Here is a 20,601-nt window from a genome sequence, read left to right on the forward strand (position 1 = left end):
GTACACGATCAGAGAATCGGCGCGGGCAACAAGAAAACGATTCAACGGCCGAGTCGGCCCCTCACAGTAGAGACGGTGTCCCCATGAACGATCATCAGCAGCCGGCAGCCGGTTCGCTTCCCGCCGCGCAGGGCATGTACGACCCTGCGAACGAACATGACGCTTGCGGCGTCGGCTTCGTCGCCCATATCAAGGGCAAGAAAAGCCACGAGATCATTCAGCAGGGTCTCAAGATTCTGGAGAATCTCGATCACCGTGGCGCAGTCGGCGCCGACCCGCTGATGGGCGACGGCGCCGGCATCCTGATCCAGGTGCCGGACGGCTTCTATCGCGAGGAGATGGCCAAGCAGGGCGTGACGCTGCCGCCGGCTGGCGAATACGGCGTCGGCATGATTTTCCTGCCGAAGGAACACGCGTCGCGTCTCGCGTGCGAGCAGGAACTGGAACGCACGGTGAAGGCCGAAGGCCAGGTCGTGCTCGGCTGGCGCGACGTGCCCGTCGACGGCAACATGCCGATTTCACCCGCCGTGAAGGCGAGCGAGCCGCTGATCCGCATGATCTTCATCGGCCGCGGCAAGGACATCGTCGTGACGGATGCGCTCGAGCGCAAGCTGTACATCATCCGCAAGACGGCGAGCCATCGCATCCAGGCGCTCAAGCTAAAGCACGGCAAGGAATATTTCGTGCCGTCGATGTCGTCGCGCACGGTCGTCTACAAGGGCCTGCTGCTGGCCGGCCAGGTCGGCGTGTATTACCGCGACCTGCAGGACGAGCGCGTCGTGTCGGCGTTGGCGCTCGTGCATCAGCGCTTCTCGACCAACACGTTCCCGGCGTGGGAACTCGCGCACCCGTATCGCATGATCGCCCACAACGGTGAAATCAACACCGTGAAGGGCAACGTCAACTGGCTGAACGCCCGCACCGGCGCGATCGCGTCCTACGTGCTCGGCGACGATCTGCCGAAGCTCTGGCCGCTGATCTACCCGGGCCAGTCGGACACGGCATCGTTCGACAACTGTCTCGAACTGCTGGTGATGGCCGGCTACCCGCTCGTCCACGCGATGATGATGATGATTCCCGAGGCATGGGAACAGCACACGCTGATGGACGAGAACCGCCGCGCCTTCTACGAATACCACGCCGCGATGATGGAGCCGTGGGACGGCCCCGCCGCCATCGCGTTCACGGACGGCCGTCAGATCGGCGCGACGCTCGACCGCAACGGCCTGCGCCCGGCGCGTTACATCGTGACCGACGACGATCTCGTGATCCTCGCGTCGGAATCCGGCGTGCTGCCGATTCCCGAATCGAAGATCGTCAAGAAGTGGCGTCTGCAGCCGGGCAAGATGTTCCTGATCGACATGGAGCAGGGCCGCATCATCGAGGACAAGGAGCTCAAGGACAACCTCGCGAACGCGAAGCCGTACAAGAGCTGGATCGACGCTGTGCGCATCAAGCTCGACGAAATCGAGCCGAAGGCCGAGGACGTCGAGACGCAGCGCCGCGAGGCCGCGGCGCTGCTCGACCGCCAGCAGGCGTTCGGCTATACGCAGGAAGACGTGAAGTTCCTGATGGCGCCGATGGCGCAAGCGGGCGAGGAAGCGATCGGCTCGATGGGCAACGACTCGCCGCTCGCCGTGATGTCCAGCAAGAACAAGACGCTGTATCACTACTTCAAGCAGTTGTTCGCGCAAGTGACGAACCCGCCGATCGACCCGATCCGCGAGAACATGGTGATGTCGCTCGTCTCGTTCATCGGGCCGAAGCCGAACCTGCTCGACACCATCAACATCAACCCGACGATGCGCCTTGAAGTGTCGCAGCCGGTGCTCGACTTCAAGGACATCGCGAAGATCCGCGCGATCGATACGTACACCGGCGGCAAGTTCCGCTCGTACGAGTTGAGCATCTGCTATCCGGCGGCGTGGGGCAAGGAAGGCGTGGAAGCGCGCATCGCGTCGCTGTGCGCCGAAGCCGTGGACGCCGTGAAGTCCGGCTACAACATCCTGATCGTGTCGGACCGCAAAATGGACCGCGACAACGTCGCGATTCCGGCGCTGCTCGCCACATCCGCGATTCACACGCATCTCGTGCAGCACGGCCTGCGCACGAGCACGGGTCTCGTCGTCGAAACGGGCTCCGCGCGTGAGACGCATCACTTCGCGCTGCTCGCGGGCTATGGCGCGGAAGCCGTTCATCCGTACCTCGCGCTCGAAACGCTCGCCAACATGGCCGAAGGGCTGAAGGGCGACCTGTCGGCCGACAAGGCGATCTACAACTTCACGAAGGCGGTCGGCAAGGGCCTGCACAAGGTCATGTCGAAGATGGGCATCTCGACGTACATGTCCTACACCGGCGCGCAGATTTTCGAGGCGGTCGGGCTGTCGTCGGACCTCGTGGAGAAGTACTTCAAGGGCACGGCGTCGAAGGTCGGCGGCATCGGCATCTTCGAAGTGGCGGAAGAAGCGATTCGCCTGCATCGCGATGCATTCGGCGACAACCCGGTTCTCTCGACCATGCTCGACGCGGGCGGCGAGTATGCGTACCGCGTGCGCGGCGAAGAGCACATGTGGACGCCGGATGCGATCGCCAAGCTGCAGCACTCGGCGCGCAGCAACTCGTATCAGACGTACAAGGAATATGCGCATCTGATCAACGACCAGACGAAGCGTCACATGACGTTCCGCGGCCTGTTCGAATTCAAGCTCGATCCGCAGAAGGCCATTCCGCTCGATGAAGTCGAATCGGCGAAGGACATCGTCAAGCGCTTCGCGACGGGCGCGATGTCGCTCGGCTCGATCAGCACCGAAGCGCACGCCACGCTGGCTGTCGCGATGAACCGTATCGGCGGCAAGTCGAACACCGGCGAAGGCGGCGAGGACGAAACGCGTTATCGCAACGAACTGCGCGGCATTCCGATCAAGAACGGCGACACGCTGCAATCGATCATCGGCAAGGAAGTCATCGCCGACATTCCGTTGAAGGACGGCGATTCGCTGCGCTCGAAGATCAAGCAGGTCGCATCGGGACGCTTCGGCGTGACGGCGGAGTATCTGTCGTCGGCGGACCAGATCCAGATCAAGATGGCGCAGGGCGCGAAGCCCGGCGAGGGCGGCCAGTTGCCGGGCCACAAGGTGTCGGACTACATCGGCAAGCTGCGTTATTCGGTGCCCGGCGTGGGTCTCATCTCGCCGCCGCCGCACCACGACATCTATTCGATCGAAGACCTCGCGCAGCTCATTCACGATCTCAAGAACGTGAACGCGTCATCGAGCATTTCGGTGAAGCTGGTGTCGGAAGTGGGCGTCGGCACCGTCGCGGCGGGCGTCGCGAAGGCGAAGGCGGATCACGTCGTGATCGCGGGCCATGACGGCGGCACGGGCGCGTCGCCACTGTCGTCGCTCAAGCACGCGGGCACGCCGTGGGAACTCGGTCTTGCCGAAACGCAACAGACGCTGGTGCTGAACCGCCTGCGCGGCCGCATCCGCGTGCAGGCCGACGGCCAGATGAAGACCGGCCGCGACGTCGTGATCGGCGCGCTGCTCGGGGCGGACGAATTCGGCTTCGCGACGGCGCCGCTCGTCGTCGAAGGCTGCATCATGATGCGCAAGTGCCATCTGAACACCTGCCCGGTCGGCGTCGCGACGCAAGACCCGGTGCTGCGCGCGAAGTTCACCGGCCAGCCGGAGCATGTCGTCAACTACTTCTTCTTCGTTGCCGAAGAAGTGCGCGAAATCATGGCGCAACTGGGCCTGCGCAAGTTCGACGACCTGATTGGCCGCGTCGATCTGCTCGACACGAAGAAGGGCGTCGAGCACTGGAAGGCGAAGGGTCTCGACTTCTCGCGCATCTTCTATCAGGTGCCGGTGGCGAGCGAAGTCGCACGCAAGCATGAGGATGTGCAAGACCACGGTCTCGACAAGGCGCTCGATCACGTGCTGATCGAGAAGTCGAAGGCGGCGATCGAGAAGGGCGAGCATGTCTCGTTCATCCAGCCGGTGCGCAACGTGAACCGCACGGTCGGCGCGATGCTGTCCGGCCTGATCGCGAAGAAGTACGGCCACGACGGCCTGCCCGACGACACCATCCACATTCAGCTGAAGGGTACGGCGGGCCAGAGCTTCGGTGCGTTCCTGGCGAAGGGCGTGACGCTCGATCTCGTCGGCGACGGCAACGACTACGTCGGCAAGGGCCTGTCGGGCGGGCGCATCATCATTCGCCCGACCAACGACTTCCGCGGCAAGTCCGAGGAAAACATCATCTGCGGCAACACGGTGATGTACGGCGCGATCGAAGGCGAATCGTACTTCCGCGGCGTCGCGGGCGAGCGCTTCTGCGTGCGCAACTCGGGCGCGACGGCGGTCGTCGAAGGCACGGGCGATCACGGCTGCGAATACATGACGGGCGGCACGGTCGTCGTGCTCGGCGAGACGGGCCGCAACTTCGCGGCGGGGATGTCGGGCGGTATCGCGTTCGTGTATGACCCGGACGGCACGTTCGCCGCCAAGTGCAACAAGTCGATGGTCGCGCTCGATCCGGTCCTGCAGCAGGCCGAACAGGAACGCACGGTGGATCGCGCGCTGTGGCACAGCGGCCAGACCGACGAAGCGCTGCTCAAGGGTCTCGTCGAGCGTCACTTCCAGTTCACCGGATCGCCGCGCGCCAAGGCGCTGCTCGAGAACTGGGATGCGTCGCGCCGTCAGTTCGTGAAGGTCTTCCCGACCGAATACAAGCGCGCGCTCGGTGAACTCGGCGCGAAGAAGGCGAAGGAAGCCCTGGCGGCCTGAAGTCCGAAACAAATAAAAGCATGGCTCTCCGATGCGCGGCATCGGAGAGCGCGATCCTCACCAAATACAGAGAAAGAAATGGGCAAGGCAACCGGTTTTCTCGAGTTCGAACGCCGCCATGAGGCATACGAAGCACCGCTGACCCGCGTCAAGCATTACAAGGAATTCGTCGCCGCACTGACCGATGACGACGCCAAGGTGCAGGGCGCACGCTGCATGGACTGTGGCATTCCGTTCTGCAACAACGGCTGTCCGGTCAATAACATCATTCCCGACTTCAACGATCTCGTCTTCCGGCAAGACTGGAAGACCGCGATCGAAGTGCTGCATTCGACCAACAATTTCCCCGAGTTCACGGGCCGCATTTGCCCGGCGCCGTGCGAGGCGGCGTGCACGCTCGGCATCAACGAAGATCCGGTCGGCATCAAGTCGATCGAACGGAAGATCATCGACAAGGCGTGGGAAGAAGGCTGGGTCGCGCCGCAGCCGCCGAAGCACAAGACGGGCAAGAAAGTGGCCGTCGTCGGTTCCGGTCCTGCGGGCCTGGCGGTCGCGCAACAACTGGCGCGCGCCGGACATGACGTCGTCGTGTTCGAGAAGAACGATCGCATCGGCGGATTGCTGCGTTACGGCATTCCCGACTTCAAGCTGGAAAAGTGGCTGATCGACCGTCGCATGCGCCAGATGGAAGCGGAAGGCGTGTCGTTCCGCACGAACGTGTTCGTCGGCAAGGACCCGCTGCCGGCGCACATCGGTAATACGGCGAAGGAAAGCATCACGCCGGACGAACTGAAGGAACAGTTCGATGCCGTGGTGATCACGGGCGGCTCCGAAACGCCGCGCGATTTGCCGGTGCCGGGGCGCGAGCTCGAAGGCATCCACTTCGCGATGGAATTTCTGCCGCAGCAAAACAAGGTCAATGCGGGCGACAAGGTCGTCGATCAACTGGTCGCGAAGGGTAAGCATGTCGTCGTGATCGGCGGCGGCGATACGGGTTCGGACTGTGTTGGCACGTCGAATCGTCATGGCGCGAAGGGCGTGACGCAGTTCGAATTGCTCGCGCAACCGCCCGAGGAAGAGAACAAGCCGCTCGTGTGGCCGTACTGGCCGATCAAGCTGCGCACATCGTCGTCGCATGAAGAGGGTTGCGAGCGCGACTGGTCGGTGGCGACGAAGCGCTTCGAAGGCAAGAACGGCAAGGTCGAGAAGCTGATCGCGGCGCGCGTCGAGTGGAAGAACGGGAAGATGCAGGAAGTGCCCGGCTCCGAGTTCGAAATGAAGGCCGACCTGGTGCTGCTCGCGATGGGGTTCACGCAGCCGCTGTCGCCGGTGCTGGAAGCGTTCGGCGTAGACAAGGATGCGCGCGGCAACGTGCGTGCCTCGACGGAAGGCGACAAGGCGTACTACACGTCGGCGGACAAGGTGTTCACGGCGGGCGATATGCGTCGCGGTCAGTCGCTCGTCGTGTGGGCGATCCGGGAAGGACGCCAATGCGCGCGGTCGGTCGATGCTTATTTGATGGGGAGCAGTGAGTTGCCGCGGTAAGGGCTAGCGGCAGCCTCAGTTGAAACAGAAAGGCCACGCGATTGCGTGGCCTTTGTGCTTTGCGTCACCGGTTTCCGAGGCTCAAGCCTCCACCATCGCCCGCTCGATCTCGATCCGGTAATCATGAAACAGCGCCACCGATTCCCGGTGCGCGACGCTCAGAATAGCCGCCTTCGGCAGCCGATCGACGAGCGTGTTGTAGATATGCAGTTCGTTGTCCGCATCGAGCGCGCTCGTGGCTTCGTCGAGGAACACGAAGTCCGGCTTGTGCAGCAGCACGCGCGCCGCGGCGAGCCGTTGCTGTTCCCCCGGCGACAAACTTCGCGCCCAGTGTCCGCTCTCCTCCAGCCGATCCCCGTACGCCTCCAGATTGCACGCGCGCAGCACTTCGCGCGATTCCTCGTCGGTGAACGTGCCGCCCGGCGACGGATACGACAGCGCCGCGCGCAACGTGCCGATCGGCAGATAGCTTTGCTGCGGGATGAACATCATCTTCGCGTCGACCGGCGCTTCGATCGTGCCGTCGCCGAACGGCCACAAGCCCGCGAGCGCGCGCATCAACGTGCTCTTGCCCGATCCCGACGGCCCCACGACGAGCCATCGCGATCCCGGCTCGACCGATACATCCGCCACACGCGACAGCGGCGTGCCGTTCGGCAACGCGAGCAGCAAGCCGGTTGTCGTCAGTGAGTCCGTGCTCGTGTAATGCAGATTGATGCCGCCGTGCTCCGTCGCGGGCGACGTCTCTTCGCGGATATGCGTCGAGCGCATCACGCGCTTGAATTCGCGCAGACGGTTGACAGTCGCGCGCCATTCGACCAGCGTCGAGTAACTGTTGATGAACCACGAAAACGAATCGCTGACCGTGCCGAACGCCGACGATATCTGCATCAGCACGCCAAAGGAAAACGCGCCGGCGAAGTAGCGCGGCGCGGCCACCATAATCGGGAAAATGATCGCGATCTGACCGTAGAAGCTCAGCACGAAGGTCATGCGCTTCGTGTACTTCATGATGAGCCACCAGTTATCGCGGATGCGCTGGAAGATGCTCTTCGCGTTCGCGGTTTCGGTGGCGATGCCGTCATAGAACGCGATCTGCTCGGCGTTCTCACGCACGCGAATCAGCCCGAAACGGAAGTCCGCTTCCACCTTCTGCTGCTGATAGTTGATCGACACCAGCGGATGCCCGACCTTCTGAATGATCAGCGAGCCGATAATCGCGTAGAGCGCGGCGGCCCAGACCATGTAGCCCGGGATGACGATCGGCGTGCCGCCGAGCGTGAGTGTCAGCGCGCCGGCGATGGTCCACAGAATCGTGATGAAGGTGACGAGCGTGACGAGCGTCGAAAGCAGATCGAGCGACAGCGTGAGCGTGGTCGTCGCGAAGGACTGCAGGTCGTCGCTGATACGCTGGTCGGGGTTGTCGGCGAGGCGGTCGCGCTCGATTCGATAGAACGCGCGGTCGCCGAGCCATTGCTCGAGAAACCGGTTCGTGAGCCATTGCCGCCAGCGGAAAGCGAGCATCTGACGCAGATATCGCCCGTAGACCGCGAGCAGAATGTAGGCGAACGCGAGACCGGTGAAGATTAGCAACAAATGCGGGAAGTCGCGGACGTTCTTGTTCTGCAGCGCGTTGTAGAAGTCCGCGTTCCAGCTGTTGAGCCGCACGTTGATCCACACGACGGTCATGTTGATCGCGATGATCGCGACGAGCAGCCCCCACGCGACGCCTCGTTCCTCGGATATCCAGTACGGTTTGATGAGGCTCCACGCCGAGACTTCGTCCGCCTTCTGCTGCGTGTTTTCGGGATTTGAGTTGGCCATGACCTTTCTGCTTGTGCGCCGGCTTGCCGGCGGGTTGACACGTGTCGCTGCGGGATAGGGTATGCGGCGAAGTCGCGCGCAGCCGCTTCCAGCCTCGCAGATTGTTGGGACGTTCCCTTAACTGCCGCTTAATACGGTGCGATCGTTCGATGAACCGCGTTCGGGGCATTGTGCCAGAGTGACGCAGCGGACGATCAACGCGGCGAGCGCGCGCGGGCATTCCCGGTTTGCAGCGGCTTCGGCTTTTATGCTCTAATGACTTTTGGCGAAACAGGGGTGCTTTGTGCGCGATCGGTATCGAATGAATCGAGCGCGGCGAGGCTGAGAGAGACCCTTTGCACCCGATCCGGGTAATACCGGCGAGGGAAGTTTCCGGAGAACGCGCGACACCTGCGCCTTTCCTCCAGGTTCTTCCAGTCTTCCTTTCCGTCCGGTGCGTCCTTCTCGCGCCGGGCCGGTCTCTCCGCTGTTTCGTCCTTGTTCGCGTGGGTTCGCCAATGGCCGCTTGTTGCGGTGCAAAGACGCGCCCGTCGCCAAAGGAGACATCGGATAGTGATTAGCATCGATCAGACCGCCGCAAAGCCCGACTTCGCCGTGATCGGCGGCGGGCTCGTCGGGCGGCTCGTCGCGTGGCAACTCGCGGGCGCGGGACACGGCGTCGCGCTGTACGAGCGCGGCGACGAATCTGGCGCGCAGTCGGCGGCGTGGGTCGCCGCCGCGATGCTCGCGCCGCTCGCCGAAGCGACGAGCGCCGAGCCGCTGGTCGTCGAACTCGGCGCGGCGTCGCTTGCGCGGTGGCCGGATCTGCTCGCCGCGCTGCCCGAGCCGGTCTTCTTCCAGCGCAACGGCACGCTCGTCGTCTGGCATGGCGCGGATCGCGCGGAAGCGCCGCTTTTCGAGCGGCGGTTGCGCGCGAATGCGCCCGCCGCCTTGTTCGATGGCGGTTTCCTGAAGCTCGCCGGCGCGCAACTCACGCAGGCGGAGCCCGCGCTCGGCTCGCGTTTCGCGCAAGGCTGGCTGCTGCCACACGAAGGCCAGCTCGACAACCGTCAGGCGCTCAAGGCGCTCGCGGCAGGGCTGGCGGCCCGCGGCGTGCAGACGCACTGGAACACGCCCGTCGATGCATTGCCCGATGCGCGATGGATCATCGATTGCCGTGGACTCGGCGGCAAGCCCGCGTGGCCCGCGCTGCGCGGCATCCGCGGCGAAGTGGCGCGTGTTCATGCGCCGGGCATCGGTCTTACGCGGCCGGTGCGGCTGCTGCATCCGCGCTATCCGCTCTATATCGCGCCGAAACAGAACGACCTCTACGTGATCGGCGCGACCGAAGTCGAAGGCGAGGACATGTCGCCCGTCAGCGTGCGATCTGCGCTGGAACTGCTGAGCGCGGCCTTCGCGGTGCATCCCGGATTCGGCGAGGCGCGCATCCTCGAACTCAACTCGCAATGCCGGCCGACGTTGCCGGATCATCGTCCGGCCATCGTATGGGATGGGGCGCGGATCATGCGCGTGAACGGGCTGTACCGGCATGGCTTCATGATCGCGCCCGAAGTCGCAGATTCCGCGTGCGCGCTCGCGGATGCGCTCGCCGGCGGAACGGTGCGCGACGCCGCTTCCTTCGACGACTTCCGCCGCCACGCACGATGGTCCGAACTGCTGCACGGCGCATTCGAGACGGCGACCGCATGACCGCGTGACCGACATCAGAGACAAAGCATGAACATCCACATCAATCAGCGCGAGTTCACGTTGCCCGACACGGCGACCGTCACCGACGCGCTCGCCGCCTTCGGCGCGAAGCCGCCGTTCGCGGTCGCGCTGAACGGCCAGTTCGTCGCGCGCGGCGAACACGGCACGAAGACGCTCAACACGGGCGACAAGCTCGACATCGTTTCGCCCGTCGCGGGCGGCTGAGTCCACTACCGAGGACGATCATGACCACACATCCCGCCGCCGATGCCCTGACGCTCTACGGCCAGTCGTTCCCGAGCCGCGTGCTGCTCGGAACGTCGCGCTATCCGTCGCTGCAGTCGCTATCGGATTCCATCGACGCCGCGCGTCCCGGCATGGTGACCGTCGCGCTGCGCCGGCAATCGGAGACCGGAGAGGCCGGCTTCTTCGACGTGCTCAAGCGCCACGGCGTCGCGCTCCTGCCGAACACCGCAGGCTGCCAGAGCGTGGACGAAGTGCTGACCACCGCTTACATGGCGCGCGAAGTGTTCGATACACCGTGGATCAAGCTCGAACTGATCGGCGACGACTACACGCTGCAGCCCGATCCGATCGGCCTCGTCGAAGCCGCAGCGAAGCTCGTGCGCGACGGCTTCAAGGTGCTGCCTTACTGCACCGAAGACCTCGTGATCGGCCGCCGTCTGCTCGATGCCGGCTGCGAAGCGTTGATGCCGTGGGGCGCGCCCATCGGCACGGGCAAGGGCGTGACGAATCCGTATGGCTTGCGCACGTTGCGCGAGCGCTTGCCGGACGTGCCGCTGATCGTCGATGCCGGTCTTGGCGTGCCGTCGCACGCGTGTCAGGTGATGGAGTGGGGCTTCGACGGGGTGCTGCTGAACACGGCGGTTTCGCAAGCGACTTTTCCGCCGCAGATGGCGCGCGCATTCGCGCTGGGCGTCGAGGCAGGACGCACGGCGTTCCTCGCCGGACCGATGGCGGAGCGCGACAGCGCGCAGGCGAGCACGCCGGTCGTCGGCATGCCGTTCTGGCATCAGGACGGACGTGCCGCATGAGCCTGCTCGGACGCGAAGTGTTCTGGCCGCCGGCGGACGAACTCATCGAAGTGGCGGAGCGCATTCGTGCGCGACTGGGCGACTGGCCCGCCGCCTCGACGCGCTGGCGCATCTGCCTGACGCCGCCCGAATCGCCGGGCGCACAGGACTTGGTCGTGTTCACGGAAGCGGACGACGTCGACGTCGAATCGATCGAGGCAGGCGGCGCGGCAGTCGTGGAAGCGCAGGGCGAACGCGTGACGCTCACGCGCGCCGGCGACCGCTTCGTGCTGGAAGGCTCGCGGTCCGACGACTGGCTTGCGGCGCTTGCCGCGTTTCTGGACTGCAACTTCGAGCCGCACGACGCGCTGGTGCTCGCACTCGCCTGGCGCAGCGGCGACGAGGCGAAGGAAGATGCATGGCCCGTCGATTTCGCGACGTTTCCGCGCGTCGGCGATCTGCCGCCCGCGCCGGAACCGGGCTTTCCGTCGTGCCCGGACAAACTGGGTTTGTATCCGGTGCTGCCGAGCGCCGAATGGACGGAGCGCGTGCTCGACCTCGGCGTCGTCACCGCGCAGTTGCGCCGCAAGAGCAACGACGCCGACGACCTCGAGCGCGAGATCGAGCGGTCGGTCGCAGCGGGGCGGCGGCATCAGGCGCGGCTTTTCATCAACGATCACTGGCGCGCGGCGATCGCGGCAGGCGCGTACGGCGTCCACCTCGGTCAGGAAGACGTGCAGACCGCCGATCTGCACGCGATCGCGCGGGCAGGACTGCGGCTCGGGCTGTCGACGCACGGCTATTACGAGATGCTGCGCGCGCTGCATTTCCAGCCGAGCTATCTCGCGCTGGGGGCAGTCTTCCCGACGACGACCAAAGTCATGCCGACGAAACCACAGGGCCTCGCGCGTCTTCGCCGCTACGTGCAGTTGCTCGGTGGCCGCGTGCCGCTGGTCGCGATCGGCGGTATCGACGGCAACGTGCTCGCCGACGTGCTCGCGACGGGCGTCGGCAGCGCGGCGGTCGTGCGCGCGGTCACGGAAGCGCCGGACACGGCTGCGGCCGTCTCGTCGCTGCAACAGAAGTTTGCAGGTCAATGCTGACAGTTCTTAAAAAGCAAGGTCGGGCAGCCTAGGGCGAAGCACCGATTGCACGCAGGCCCTATAATGCGGCGTTTTGCGTCAACGGAACTTCTTACCCAGTGCCAGCCTCTTCAGAGACTCTGCTAGAGCTTCGCGGCGTCGACTTCGGTTACGGCGACCGGCTCGTCCTGTCCAACCTGAACATGCGATTCCCGCGTGGTCAGGTGGTCGCGGTCATGGGCGGCTCCGGCTGCGGAAAGACCACGACGCTGCGGCTGGTCGGCGGTCTCGTCAAGGCGAGCCGTGGCCAGGTGCTGTACGGCGGCCAGGACGTCGGCGCACAGACGCGTGACGGCCTCTACGCGCTGCGCCGCAAGATGGGCATGCTGTTCCAGTTCGGCGCGCTCTTCACGGACCAGACCGTGTTCGAGAACGTCGCGTTCCCGCTGCGCGAGCATACCGACCTGCCGGAAGAGCTCATTCGCGATCTCGTGCTGATGAAGCTGAACGCGGTCGGCTTGCGCGGCGCGCGCGCGCTTGCGCCGTCGGAAATCTCGGGCGGCATGGCGCGTCGCGTGGCGCTTGCCCGCGCCATCGCGCTCGACCCCGAATTGATGATGTACGACGAGCCGTTCGCCGGTCTCGATCCCATCTCGCTCGGCATCACCGCGAAGCTAATCCGCACCATCAACGACGCGCTCGGTGCGACCTCCATCCTCGTTACGCACGACGTGCCCGAATCGTTCGCCATCGCGGACTACGTGTACTTCATCGCCAATGGCGGGATTCACGCGGAAGGCACGCCGGCCCAGTTGCGCGCGTCGCAAGACCCGACGGTGCGCCAGTTCATCGACGGCACGCCGGACGGTCCTTTCAAGTTCCACTACGCGAGCCAGCCGCTTGCCGCGGATTTCGGCATCGGAGGCAAGGCATGATCAGCGCACTCGGACGCTGGGTGCTCGACGGCTTCGGCACCGCCGGTTACGCGACGCGCATGCTCGCGCGCCTCGTGCTCGAATTCTTCCCGCTGCTGCGCCGTCCGCGCCTTGTCACGAAGCAGATCCACTTCGTCGGCAATTATTCGCTTGTGATCATCGCGGTGTCGGGCTTGTTCGTCGGCTTCGTGCTCGGGCTGCAGGGCTACTACACGCTCAATCGCTACGGCTCGGAGCAGGCGCTCGGGCTGCTCGTCGCGCTGTCGCTCGTGCGGGAGCTCGGGCCGGTCGTCACCGCGCTGCTGTTCGCGGGGCGCGCGGGCACGTCGCTGACGGCTGAAATCGGCTTGATGAAAGCAGGCGAGCAACTCACGGCGATGGAAATGATGGCCGTCGATCCCATGAAAGTGGTGGTCGCGCCGCGCATGTGGGCGGGCATCATCGCCATGCCGGTGCTTGCGGCCATTTTCAGCGCGGTCGGCGTGATCGGCGGTTACGTGGTCGGCGTGTTGCTGATCGGCGTGGATGCGGGCGCGTTCTGGTCGCAGATGCAAGGCGGCGTGGACGTCTGGCGCGACGTGGGCAACGGCGTCGTGAAAAGCGTCGTGTTCGGTTTCGCGGTGACGTTCATCGCGTTGTTCCAGGGCTACGAAGCCCGGCCGACGCCCGAAGGCGTCTCCCGTGCGACGACCAAGACGGTCGTGTATGCGTCGCTCGCGGTGCTCGGCCTCGATTTCCTGCTGACCGCGTTGATGTTCAGCTGATGGACCCGGCGCGGACGTCCGCCAGGGCGTGGGCGTTGTGAGGGGCACAGACCATCACGCGCGTTCCGCGACAAGATTCTCTTTGGAAAGACGATGAAAAAGACTGCTCTCGACTTTTGGGTCGGCCTCTTCGTGGTGCTCGGTTTCGTGGCGCTGCTGTTCCTCGCGCTGAAGGCGGGCAACATGAGTTCCCTGTCGTTCCAGCAAACCTATGCGGTGCGGCTCAAGTTCGACAACATCGGCGGACTCAAGCCGCGCGCGCCCGTCAAGAGCGCGGGCGTGACGGTCGGGCGCGTCGGCTCGATCGGCTTCGACGGGAATACGTACCAGGCGGTCGTGACCATCGATATCGACAAGCAGTATCAGTTTCCGAAGGACTCGTCCGCGAAGATCCTGACCTCCGGCCTGCTCGGCGAGCAGTACATCGGTCTGGAGCCGGGCGGCGACGACCAGATGCTCAAGAATGGCGACACGCTCACGATGACTCAATCGGCAGTCGTGCTCGAAAACCTGATCGGACAATTCCTCTACAACAAGGCTGCGGATTCGGGCGCCTCCAAGGCGGCAGCACCTGCTGCCCCTGCGCCCGCGTTCCCCGGAGCCGCAAGCGCGATGGGCGCAGCGCCCGCACCGGCGGCGTCGGACGCCGCCCAATAAGGAGAATCGTATGTACGCGATGGGGCTGCGGCGCGTGCTTGTCTCGGCGGCGGTGGTGACGCTCGCCGGCTGCGCAACGGTGACGACGCCGACCAAGGGCGATCCGTTCGAAAGCTACAACCGCACGATGTTCACGATCAACGACAAGGTCGATCAGGTTGCGTTGAAACCGGTTGCGAAGGCATACGTGTGGGCCGTTCCGGAGCCGGTGCGCAACAGCGTCACGAATTTCTTCTCGAATATCGGCGACGTCTACATCGCGGCGAACAACCTGCTGCAACTGAAGATCGCGGATGGCGTGTCGGACATCATGCGCGTCGCGATCAACACGGTATTCGGTGTCGGCGGCCTGTTCGACGTCGCCACCGTCGCGAAGCTGCCTAAGCATGCTGGCGACTTCGGCCTCACGCTCGGCCATTACGGCGTGCCGCCCGGACCGTTTGTCGTGCTGCCGCTGCTCGGGCCGAGCACCGTGCGCGACACGAGCGGGCTCGTCGTCGACTATTTCGGCAATCCGCTGAGCTACGTCAGTCCGGATTCGGTGAGCTGGGCGCTGTACGGCGTGAACCTCGTCAATGTGCGTGCGAACCTGCTTGGCGCGACCGACGTGCTCGCGGACGCCGCGCTCGACAAATACTCGTTCGTGCGTAACGCGTATCTGCAGCGACGTCAATATTTGATCGGCGAGAGCAGGGGCGCGGACAACGACACCGCACCGCCGGACTACGACGAAGCGCCGCTGCCGAGCTACGCGGAGCCGGAAGGCGCGGCTGGTGCTGCCGGTGCTGTCGGTGCGGTTGGCGCTTCCGCGACTGCGGTTCCGCCTGCGGCGGCGGAGGCGGCGTCGGGCGCGGCTCCTGCTTCGGATACCGCTGCGGCGCCGGGCGCGGCCAGTTCGACGGGCAGCACCACGGTGCCGGGCAATCAGTATGTCCCGCCGCGTGCCCCGCCAGGTTTTCCTTCGTTCCGCTTGCGCTAGGCTTATCGACGCTAACGCGCGGTAACACAACTGACAGCATTTTTTACAGCTTGAGCGGTGCGTTCACTGAACTACGGTCGAGTGAGCGCGCTCAAACCCAAGCCACCTTTTTGCAGGAACTGCGATGAAAAAATTCTTTTTGCTTCCCTTGTTCGCCATGTTCATGGCGCTGTGCGGCGCGGCCTCGGCGCAGACCGTGGACTCCAACTCGCCCGACGGCATGATCAAGACCGTCACGCAGCAGGTTCTCGATCAGATCAAGTCGGACCCGCAACTTCAGTCGGGCAACATTCAGCGCATCACCGAACTCGTCAACCAGAAGATCCTCCCGTACACGGACTTCACGCGCACGACGCGTCTCGTGATGGGCCGCAACTGGAACACGGCCACGCCGGAACAGCAGAAGCAGATCGTCGAGCAGTTCAAGATGCTGCTGATCCGCACGTACTCGGGCGCGCTCGGCCAGGTTCGCAACCAGACCATTCAGTACAAGCCGTTCCGCGCATCGCCGGAAGATACGGATGTCGTGGTCCGCTCGGTCGTGATGAACAACGGCTCGCCGGTCGAACTGGACTATCGCCTGTACAAGACGCCGCAAGGCTGGCGCGTGTATGACATCAACGTGCTCGGCGCATGGCTGATCCAGGCATACCAGCAGCAGTTCAGCGAGCAGATCTCGCAACACGGCGTCGACGGTCTGCTGCAGTTCCTGACGCAGCGTAACCAGCAACTCGCGAACGGCAAGGCCTCGTCGTGAGTTCAGCCGGCACCGGCGGCCGTTTTCAGACGGCCGCGACGCTGACCCACGAGAGCGCGAAGTCCGCGCTCGAGGCGGGTCTTTCGCGCATCGCCGCCGGCGCGACGGAAGTCGATTGCACGCCGCTGCGGCAGTTCGATTCGTCCGCGCTCGCCGTCCTGCTCGCATGGCAGCGGGCGGCCACGTCGCGCGGCGCTGCGCTCGGTATCGTCAACCTTCCCTCCGGGCTTGCCAGTCTCGCGCAAGCCTATGGCGTCGACACGCTCCTCACCTTCCGACATTGATCCTGTCCTGACTTCTTTCAGGCGTGGCGGCGCGCGCTTCGAGCGTGACTGCCGCCGCAAACAGGATCGTTCCGACGTCGGGTCAATCGGCTTTGCCCTATAATCAAACGTTTTTTCGGGCCCATTCTCGGCTCCTTTCGAGCGAGCCCCGGTCCCGTCAAGCGACAATCCGCCAATCGAGGCGCGGCCGCACGAGGCGCGCGCACTGTCAATGTCAGCCATAGAAATCCGAAACGTCAGGAAGCGCTACAAGGACCTTCAGGCGCTCAAAGGCGTGAGCCTCACGGTGGAAGACGGCGAATTCTTCGGCCTGCTCGGGCCGAACGGCGCGGGCAAAACCACGCTGATCAGCATCCTCGCCGGGCTCGCGCGAGCCGATAGCGGCAGCATCAGCGTGCGCGGCCATGATGTCGTCAGCGATTTCCGGGCGGCGCGGCGCGCGCTCGGCGTCGTTCCGCAAGAACTCGTGTTCGATCCGTTCTTCACCGTCCGCGAGTCGCTGCGCATCCAGTCCGGCTATTTCGGCTTGCGCAACAACGACGACTGGATCGATGAAGTCATGGCAAACCTCGATCTCACCGAGAAAGCCGACGTCAACACGCGCGCGCTGTCCGGCGGCATGAAGCGACGCGTGCTGGTCGCGCAGGCGCTGGTGCATCGGCCGCCCGTGATCGTGCTGGACGAGCCGACGGCCGGCGTCGATGTCGAACTTCGGCAAACGCTGTGGAAATTCATCTCGCGCTTGAATCGCGAAGGCCACACCATCGTGCTGACCACGCACTACCTCGAAGAAGCCGAGTCGCTGTGCGACCGGCTCGCGATGCTTCGCCGTGGCGAAGTCGTCGCGCTCGAACGCACGAGCACGCTGCTGCAGCGTTTCTCCGGCATGCAGCTTTACTTGCGGTTTTCGAGCGGCGTGCTGCCCGCCGAACTGCGTCAGCTCGAAGTCGATCCTCACGCGGTATCGGGCGCGCAGCATCTGTTGCGCTTGTCGAGCTACGACGAAGTCGAGCCGATCCTCGCGAAGTGCCGCGCAGCCGGCTGCAGTTTCGATGAAATCGAAGTGCGCAAAGCCGATCTCGAAGATGTCTTCGTGCAGGTGATGAACGAGCCTGAAGTCGTCGAGGGCCTGTCATGAGCGGCTTTCGCACATTGTTCTACAAGGAACTGCTGCGCTTCTGGAAGGTGTCGTTCCAGACGGTGCTCGCGCCCATCGTGACCGCGCTGCTTTACCTGACCATCTTCGGCCACGCGCTGTCGGGCCATGTCCAGGTCTATCCTGGCGTCGGCTATACGAGCTTTCTCGTGCCCGGTCTCGTGATGATGAGCGTGCTGCAAAACGCGTTTGCGAATAGCTCGTCGTCGCTGATCCAGTCCAAGATCACCGGCAATCTCGTGTTCGTGCTGCTGCCGCCCATCGCGCACTGGGAGATGTTCTTCGCCTACGTGCTGGCGTCGGTCGTGCGCGGCTTGTGCGTCGGGCTGGGCGTGTTCATCGTGACGATATGGTTCATCCCGATGTCTTTTTCTTCGCCGTTCTACATCATTGCGTTCGCGATGCTCGGTTCGGCGATCCTCGGCACGCTTGGCCTGATCGCCGGCATCTGGGCCGACAAGTTCGATCAACTGGCCGCGTTCCAGAACTTCCTGATCATGCCGCTCACGTTTCTTTCGGGCGTCTTCTATTCGACCCACACGCTGCCGCCGCTGTGGCGCGCGGTGTCGCATCTGAACCCGTTCTTCTACATGATCGACGGTTTCCGCTACGGCTTCTTCGGCCTTTCCGATGTCAACCCGCTGGTGAGTCTCGGCATCGTTGGCGGCTTTCTGGCCGTGCTGGCGCTGATCGCCGTGCGTCTGCTCGCGAGCGGCTACAAGCTGCGTCACTAACTCATCTCAAGGACACGTCATGTTGCCGACTCCGGAGCAAGTGAAGGATTACATCGCTGGCGGCTTGCAGTGCCAGCATCTCGAAGTGGAAGGCGACGGTCAGCACTTCTTCGCGACCATCGTGAGCGATGCGTTCGTCGGCAAGCGGCTGATCGCGCGTCATCAACTGGTGTACGCGGCGCTCGGCGAGCGCATGCGCGAGGAGATTCATGCGCTCAGCATGAAGACCCTCACCCCCGACGAATGGAAATCGGCCTGATCCATCCGGCGAAGCCAACAGGTCACAGTCACTCTCAGCAACACCGCAACACCCGGCATCACCGGCAGGAAACAGTGCGAATCATTCAAGATAACCGCGGCGCCGAATCTGGCTCCGCAGCAGGACGCTCGGTCGAAGGACAAGCAACCATGGACAAACTGGTCATCACAGGGGGCGCGAAGCTCTCCGGCGAAATCACCGTTTCGGGCGCGAAGAACGCGGCTTTGCCGATTCTGTGCGCGAGCCTTCTCACCGCCGAGGACGTCCAGCTGTCGAACGTTCCGAACCTGAAGGACGTGCGCACGACGCTCGAACTGCTGCGCCAGATGGGCGTCCAGTCGCAGGCGCTGCAGGACGGCTGCGTGACGCTGAACGCATCGAAGGTCGACAACCTCGTCGCGCCTTACGAGATGGTCAAGACCATGCGCGCGTCGATCCTCGTGCTCGGGCCGCTCGTCGCGCGTTTCGGCGAGGCGAAGGTGTCGCTGCCAGGCGGCTGCGCTATCGGCGCGCGTCCGGTCGATCAGCACATCAAGGGGCTGCAGGCGATGGGCGCGGAGATCAACATCGAGCACGGCTTCATCGAAGCGCGGGCGAAGCGGTTGAAGGGCGCGCGCATCGTCACCGACATGATCACCGTTACGGGCACCGAGAACCTGCTGATGGCGGCGGTTCTGGCCGATGGCGAGACGACCATCGAGAACGCGGCGCGCGAGCCGGAAGTCAGCGACCTGGCGAACCTGCTCGTCGCGATGGGCGCGAAGATCGACGGCATCGGCACGGACCGGCTGGTGATTCAGGGCGTCGAGAAGCTGCACGGCGCGAAGCACGCCGTGGTGCCGGATCGCATTGAAGCGGGCACGTTCCTGTGCGCGGTGGCGGCAGCCGGCGGCGATGTCACGCTGCGTCATGTCGCCCCGTCGCTGCTCGACGCGGTCACGGCGAAGCTGCGCGAAGCGGGCGTGTCCATCGAGGAAGGCGAGGACTGGATGCGCGTGCGCATGAGCAAGCGTCCCGACGCCGTCAACATTCGCACGTCCGAATATCCCGCGTTTCCGACCGACATGCAGGCGCAGTTCATGGCGCTCAACGCGATTGCGAACGGCACGTCGCAAGTCGTCGAGACCATCTTCGAGAATCGCTTCATGCACGTGCAGGAGCTGAATCGTCTCGGGGCGAGCATTACGATCGACGGGAAGACGGCGCTCGTCGCCGGCGTCGAGCAACTGTCGGGCGCAAAGGTGATGGCCACCGACCTGCGCGCGTCGGCGAGTCTCGTGATCGCGGCGATGTGCGCCGACGGCGAAACGCTGATCGACCGCATCTACCATCTGGATCGCGGCTACGACCGCATAGAGTCGAAACTGACGGCCGTGGGCGCGAACGTTCGCCGCATCAAGGGCACGGGGAGCGAGCAATGAGCTCGTTGCCGCAGACCTCATCGTCGGTCGGCGCGAGCGCGCCGCTCACACTCGCGTTGTCGAAAGGGCGTATCTTCGAGGAGACGGTGCCGCTGCTCGCGGCAGCCGGCGTGCAGGTGGCCGAAGATCCGGAAAGCTCGCGCAAGCTGATTCTGCCGACGACCAATCCGAACCTGCGCGTCATCATCGTGCGCGCGACCGATGTGCCCACGTACGTCGAATACGGCGCGGCGGACTTCGGCGTTGCGGGCAAGGACGTGCTGATCGAACACGGCGGCAGCGGCTTGTATCAGCCGATCGATCTCGACATCGCGCGCTGCCGGATGTCGGTCGCGGTCAAGGCCGGCTTCGACTATGCAAACGCGGTGCGTCAGGGCGCGCGTCTGCGCGTCGCGACGAAGTACACGCAGACGGCGCGCGAGCACTTCGCGGCGAAGGGCGTGCACGTCGATTTGATCAAGCTGTACGGCTCGATGGAACTCGCGCCGCTCGTCGGCCTGGCGGATGCGATCGTCGATCTGGTCAGTTCGGGCGGCACCCTGCGCGCCAACAATCTGGTCGAGGTCGAAGAAATCATGCAGATTTCGTCGCGTCTCGTCGTGAATCAGGCGGCGCTGAAGCTGAAACGCGCGGCGCTCAAGCCTTATCTCGACGCGTTTGAGCGCGCCTCGGCCGGCACGAACAACTAGGGCGG

General features: G+C 64.3%; 18 protein-coding genes and 1 riboswitch. Of the genes, 17 read left to right on the forward strand and 1 reads right to left on the reverse strand.

Going from position 1 to position 20,601, the window contains the following annotated elements; genetic code table 11:
- The first annotated feature begins 83 nt into the window (after window positions 1-83).
- Together LDZ21_RS01615 and LDZ21_RS01620 are read left to right on the forward strand one after the other, a co-directional pair.
- Complete coding sequence (locus LDZ21_RS01615) at window positions 84-4,787, forward strand: glutamate synthase-related protein (protein ID WP_035967659.1); 4,704 nt, start codon at window positions 84-86, stop codon at window positions 4,785-4,787.
- Between the two features lie 78 nt (window positions 4,788-4,865).
- On the forward strand, window positions 4,866-6,332 hold the full coding sequence (locus LDZ21_RS01620; RefSeq protein ID WP_244793906.1) for a glutamate synthase subunit beta: 1,467 nt from the start codon (window positions 4,866-4,868) through the stop codon (window positions 6,330-6,332).
- Window positions 6,333-6,413: 81 nt separating this feature from the next.
- On the opposite strand, the gene LDZ21_RS01625 is transcribed toward LDZ21_RS01620, so the two are convergent.
- Entirely contained in the window at window positions 6,414-8,156 is a 1,743-nt protein-coding gene (locus LDZ21_RS01625) for an ABC transporter ATP-binding protein/permease (RefSeq protein WP_035967661.1), read from the reverse strand.
- A gap of 262 nt (window positions 8,157-8,418) precedes the next feature.
- A riboswitch (TPP riboswitch) is annotated at window positions 8,419-8,541 on the forward strand.
- A gap of 167 nt (window positions 8,542-8,708) precedes the next feature.
- On the opposite strand from LDZ21_RS01625, the gene LDZ21_RS01630 reads away from it, so the two are divergent.
- The 15 genes from LDZ21_RS01630 to hisG all read left to right on the forward strand — a co-directional run bounded on the left by LDZ21_RS01630 (window position 8,709) and on the right by hisG (window position 20,596).
- Complete coding sequence (locus tag LDZ21_RS01630) at window positions 8,709-9,845, forward strand: FAD-dependent oxidoreductase (RefSeq protein WP_244793907.1); 1,137 nt, start codon at window positions 8,709-8,711, stop codon at window positions 9,843-9,845.
- 27 nt (window positions 9,846-9,872) lie between these two features.
- Entirely contained in the window at window positions 9,873-10,070 is a 198-nt protein-coding gene (gene thiS, locus LDZ21_RS01635) for a sulfur carrier protein ThiS (protein WP_035967662.1), read from the forward strand.
- Window positions 10,071-10,090: 20 nt separating this feature from the next.
- Window positions 10,091-10,900 carry a thiazole synthase gene (locus LDZ21_RS01640; protein ID WP_244793908.1) on the forward strand — a complete coding sequence of 270 codons (810 nt, stop codon included), beginning with the start codon at window positions 10,091-10,093 and terminating at the stop codon, window positions 10,898-10,900.
- Window positions 10,897-11,982 carry a thiamine phosphate synthase gene (gene thiE, locus LDZ21_RS01645; protein WP_244793909.1) on the forward strand — a complete coding sequence of 362 codons (1,086 nt, stop codon included), beginning with the start codon at window positions 10,897-10,899 and terminating at the stop codon, window positions 11,980-11,982. The genes LDZ21_RS01640 and thiE overlap by 4 nt, the downstream gene beginning before the upstream one ends.
- A gap of 98 nt (window positions 11,983-12,080) precedes the next feature.
- Window positions 12,081-12,896: an ABC transporter ATP-binding protein gene (locus LDZ21_RS01650; protein ID WP_244793910.1), complete on the forward strand. Its 816-nt coding sequence runs from the start codon at window positions 12,081-12,083 to the stop codon at window positions 12,894-12,896.
- Window positions 12,893-13,660 (forward strand): lipid asymmetry maintenance ABC transporter permease subunit MlaE, encoded by a 768-nt coding sequence (gene mlaE / locus LDZ21_RS01655; RefSeq protein WP_035967667.1) that lies wholly within the window; start codon window positions 12,893-12,895, stop codon window positions 13,658-13,660. The genes LDZ21_RS01650 and mlaE overlap by 4 nt, the downstream gene beginning before the upstream one ends.
- Window positions 13,661-13,753: 93 nt before the next feature.
- Window positions 13,754-14,317: an outer membrane lipid asymmetry maintenance protein MlaD gene (gene mlaD / locus LDZ21_RS01660; RefSeq protein ID WP_244793911.1), complete on the forward strand. Its 564-nt coding sequence runs from the start codon at window positions 13,754-13,756 to the stop codon at window positions 14,315-14,317.
- A 10-nt stretch (window positions 14,318-14,327) separates the two neighbouring features.
- The gene (locus LDZ21_RS01665) at window positions 14,328-15,296 is read left to right on the forward strand and encodes an MlaA family lipoprotein (protein ID WP_244793912.1); all 969 of its coding nucleotides are present in this window, start codon (window positions 14,328-14,330) and stop codon (window positions 15,294-15,296) included.
- A 124-nt stretch (window positions 15,297-15,420) separates the two neighbouring features.
- Window positions 15,421-16,053: an MlaC/ttg2D family ABC transporter substrate-binding protein gene (locus tag LDZ21_RS01670; protein ID WP_035967671.1), complete on the forward strand. Its 633-nt coding sequence runs from the start codon at window positions 15,421-15,423 to the stop codon at window positions 16,051-16,053.
- Window positions 16,050-16,337, forward strand: coding sequence for an STAS domain-containing protein (locus LDZ21_RS01675; protein WP_244793913.1), 288 nt, complete (start codon window positions 16,050-16,052; stop codon window positions 16,335-16,337). Before LDZ21_RS01670 ends, LDZ21_RS01675 begins: the two co-directional genes overlap by 4 nt.
- Window positions 16,338-16,548: 211 nt before the next feature.
- Window positions 16,549-17,475, forward strand: coding sequence for an ABC transporter ATP-binding protein (locus LDZ21_RS01680; protein ID WP_244793914.1), 927 nt, complete (start codon window positions 16,549-16,551; stop codon window positions 17,473-17,475).
- Complete coding sequence (locus tag LDZ21_RS01685; RefSeq protein WP_035967674.1) at window positions 17,472-18,227, forward strand: ABC transporter permease; 756 nt, start codon at window positions 17,472-17,474, stop codon at window positions 18,225-18,227. Before LDZ21_RS01680 ends, LDZ21_RS01685 begins: the two co-directional genes overlap by 4 nt.
- A 19-nt stretch (window positions 18,228-18,246) precedes the next feature.
- On the forward strand, window positions 18,247-18,486 hold the full coding sequence (locus tag LDZ21_RS01690) for a BolA family protein (RefSeq protein ID WP_035967676.1): 240 nt from the start codon (window positions 18,247-18,249) through the stop codon (window positions 18,484-18,486).
- A 149-nt stretch (window positions 18,487-18,635) separates the two neighbouring features.
- Window positions 18,636-19,907 (forward strand): UDP-N-acetylglucosamine 1-carboxyvinyltransferase, encoded by a 1,272-nt coding sequence (gene murA / locus LDZ21_RS01695; protein ID WP_244793915.1) that lies wholly within the window; start codon window positions 18,636-18,638, stop codon window positions 19,905-19,907.
- Window positions 19,904-20,596, forward strand: coding sequence for an ATP phosphoribosyltransferase (gene hisG, locus LDZ21_RS01700; protein WP_035967679.1), 693 nt, complete (start codon window positions 19,904-19,906; stop codon window positions 20,594-20,596). Before murA ends, hisG begins: the two co-directional genes overlap by 4 nt.
- Window positions 20,597-20,601 lie beyond the last annotated feature (5 nt).

Origin of the sequence: Caballeronia grimmiae (genome assembly GCF_022879615.1) — a bacterium.
In the GTDB taxonomy this organism is placed as follows: domain Bacteria; phylum Pseudomonadota; class Gammaproteobacteria; order Burkholderiales; family Burkholderiaceae; genus Caballeronia; species Caballeronia grimmiae.

Excerpts from the sequence above, each read along its gene's own strand:
- mlaE (WP_035967667.1), top strand. The coding sequence starts at position 12,893 with ATGATCAGCGCACTCGGACGCTGGGTGCTCGACGGCTTCGGCACCGCC.
- LDZ21_RS01665 (WP_244793912.1), top strand. The coding sequence starts at position 14,328 with ATGTACGCGATGGGGCTGCGGCGCGTGCTTGTCTCGGCGGCGGTGGTG.
- murA (WP_244793915.1), top strand. The coding sequence starts at position 18,636 with ATGGACAAACTGGTCATCACAGGGGGCGCGAAGCTCTCCGGCGAAATC.
- hisG (WP_035967679.1), top strand. The coding sequence starts at position 19,904 with ATGAGCTCGTTGCCGCAGACCTCATCGTCGGTCGGCGCGAGCGCGCCG.
- LDZ21_RS01690 (WP_035967676.1), top strand. The coding sequence starts at position 18,247 with ATGTTGCCGACTCCGGAGCAAGTGAAGGATTACATCGCTGGCGGCTTG.
- LDZ21_RS01640 (WP_244793908.1), top strand. The coding sequence starts at position 10,091 with ATGACCACACATCCCGCCGCCGATGCCCTGACGCTCTACGGCCAGTCG.
- mlaD (WP_244793911.1), top strand. The coding sequence starts at position 13,754 with ATGAAAAAGACTGCTCTCGACTTTTGGGTCGGCCTCTTCGTGGTGCTC.
- LDZ21_RS01670 (WP_035967671.1), top strand. The coding sequence starts at position 15,421 with ATGAAAAAATTCTTTTTGCTTCCCTTGTTCGCCATGTTCATGGCGCTG.
- LDZ21_RS01620 (WP_244793906.1), top strand. The coding sequence starts at position 4,866 with ATGGGCAAGGCAACCGGTTTTCTCGAGTTCGAACGCCGCCATGAGGCA.
- LDZ21_RS01615 (WP_035967659.1), top strand. The coding sequence starts at position 84 with ATGAACGATCATCAGCAGCCGGCAGCCGGTTCGCTTCCCGCCGCGCAG.
- LDZ21_RS01680 (WP_244793914.1), top strand. The coding sequence starts at position 16,549 with ATGTCAGCCATAGAAATCCGAAACGTCAGGAAGCGCTACAAGGACCTT.
- LDZ21_RS01685 (WP_035967674.1), top strand. The coding sequence starts at position 17,472 with ATGAGCGGCTTTCGCACATTGTTCTACAAGGAACTGCTGCGCTTCTGG.
- thiS (WP_035967662.1), top strand. The coding sequence starts at position 9,873 with ATGAACATCCACATCAATCAGCGCGAGTTCACGTTGCCCGACACGGCG.
- LDZ21_RS01625 (WP_035967661.1), bottom strand. The coding sequence starts at position 8,156 with ATGGCCAACTCAAATCCCGAAAACACGCAGCAGAAGGCGGACGAAGTC.
- thiE (WP_244793909.1), top strand. The coding sequence starts at position 10,897 with ATGAGCCTGCTCGGACGCGAAGTGTTCTGGCCGCCGGCGGACGAACTC.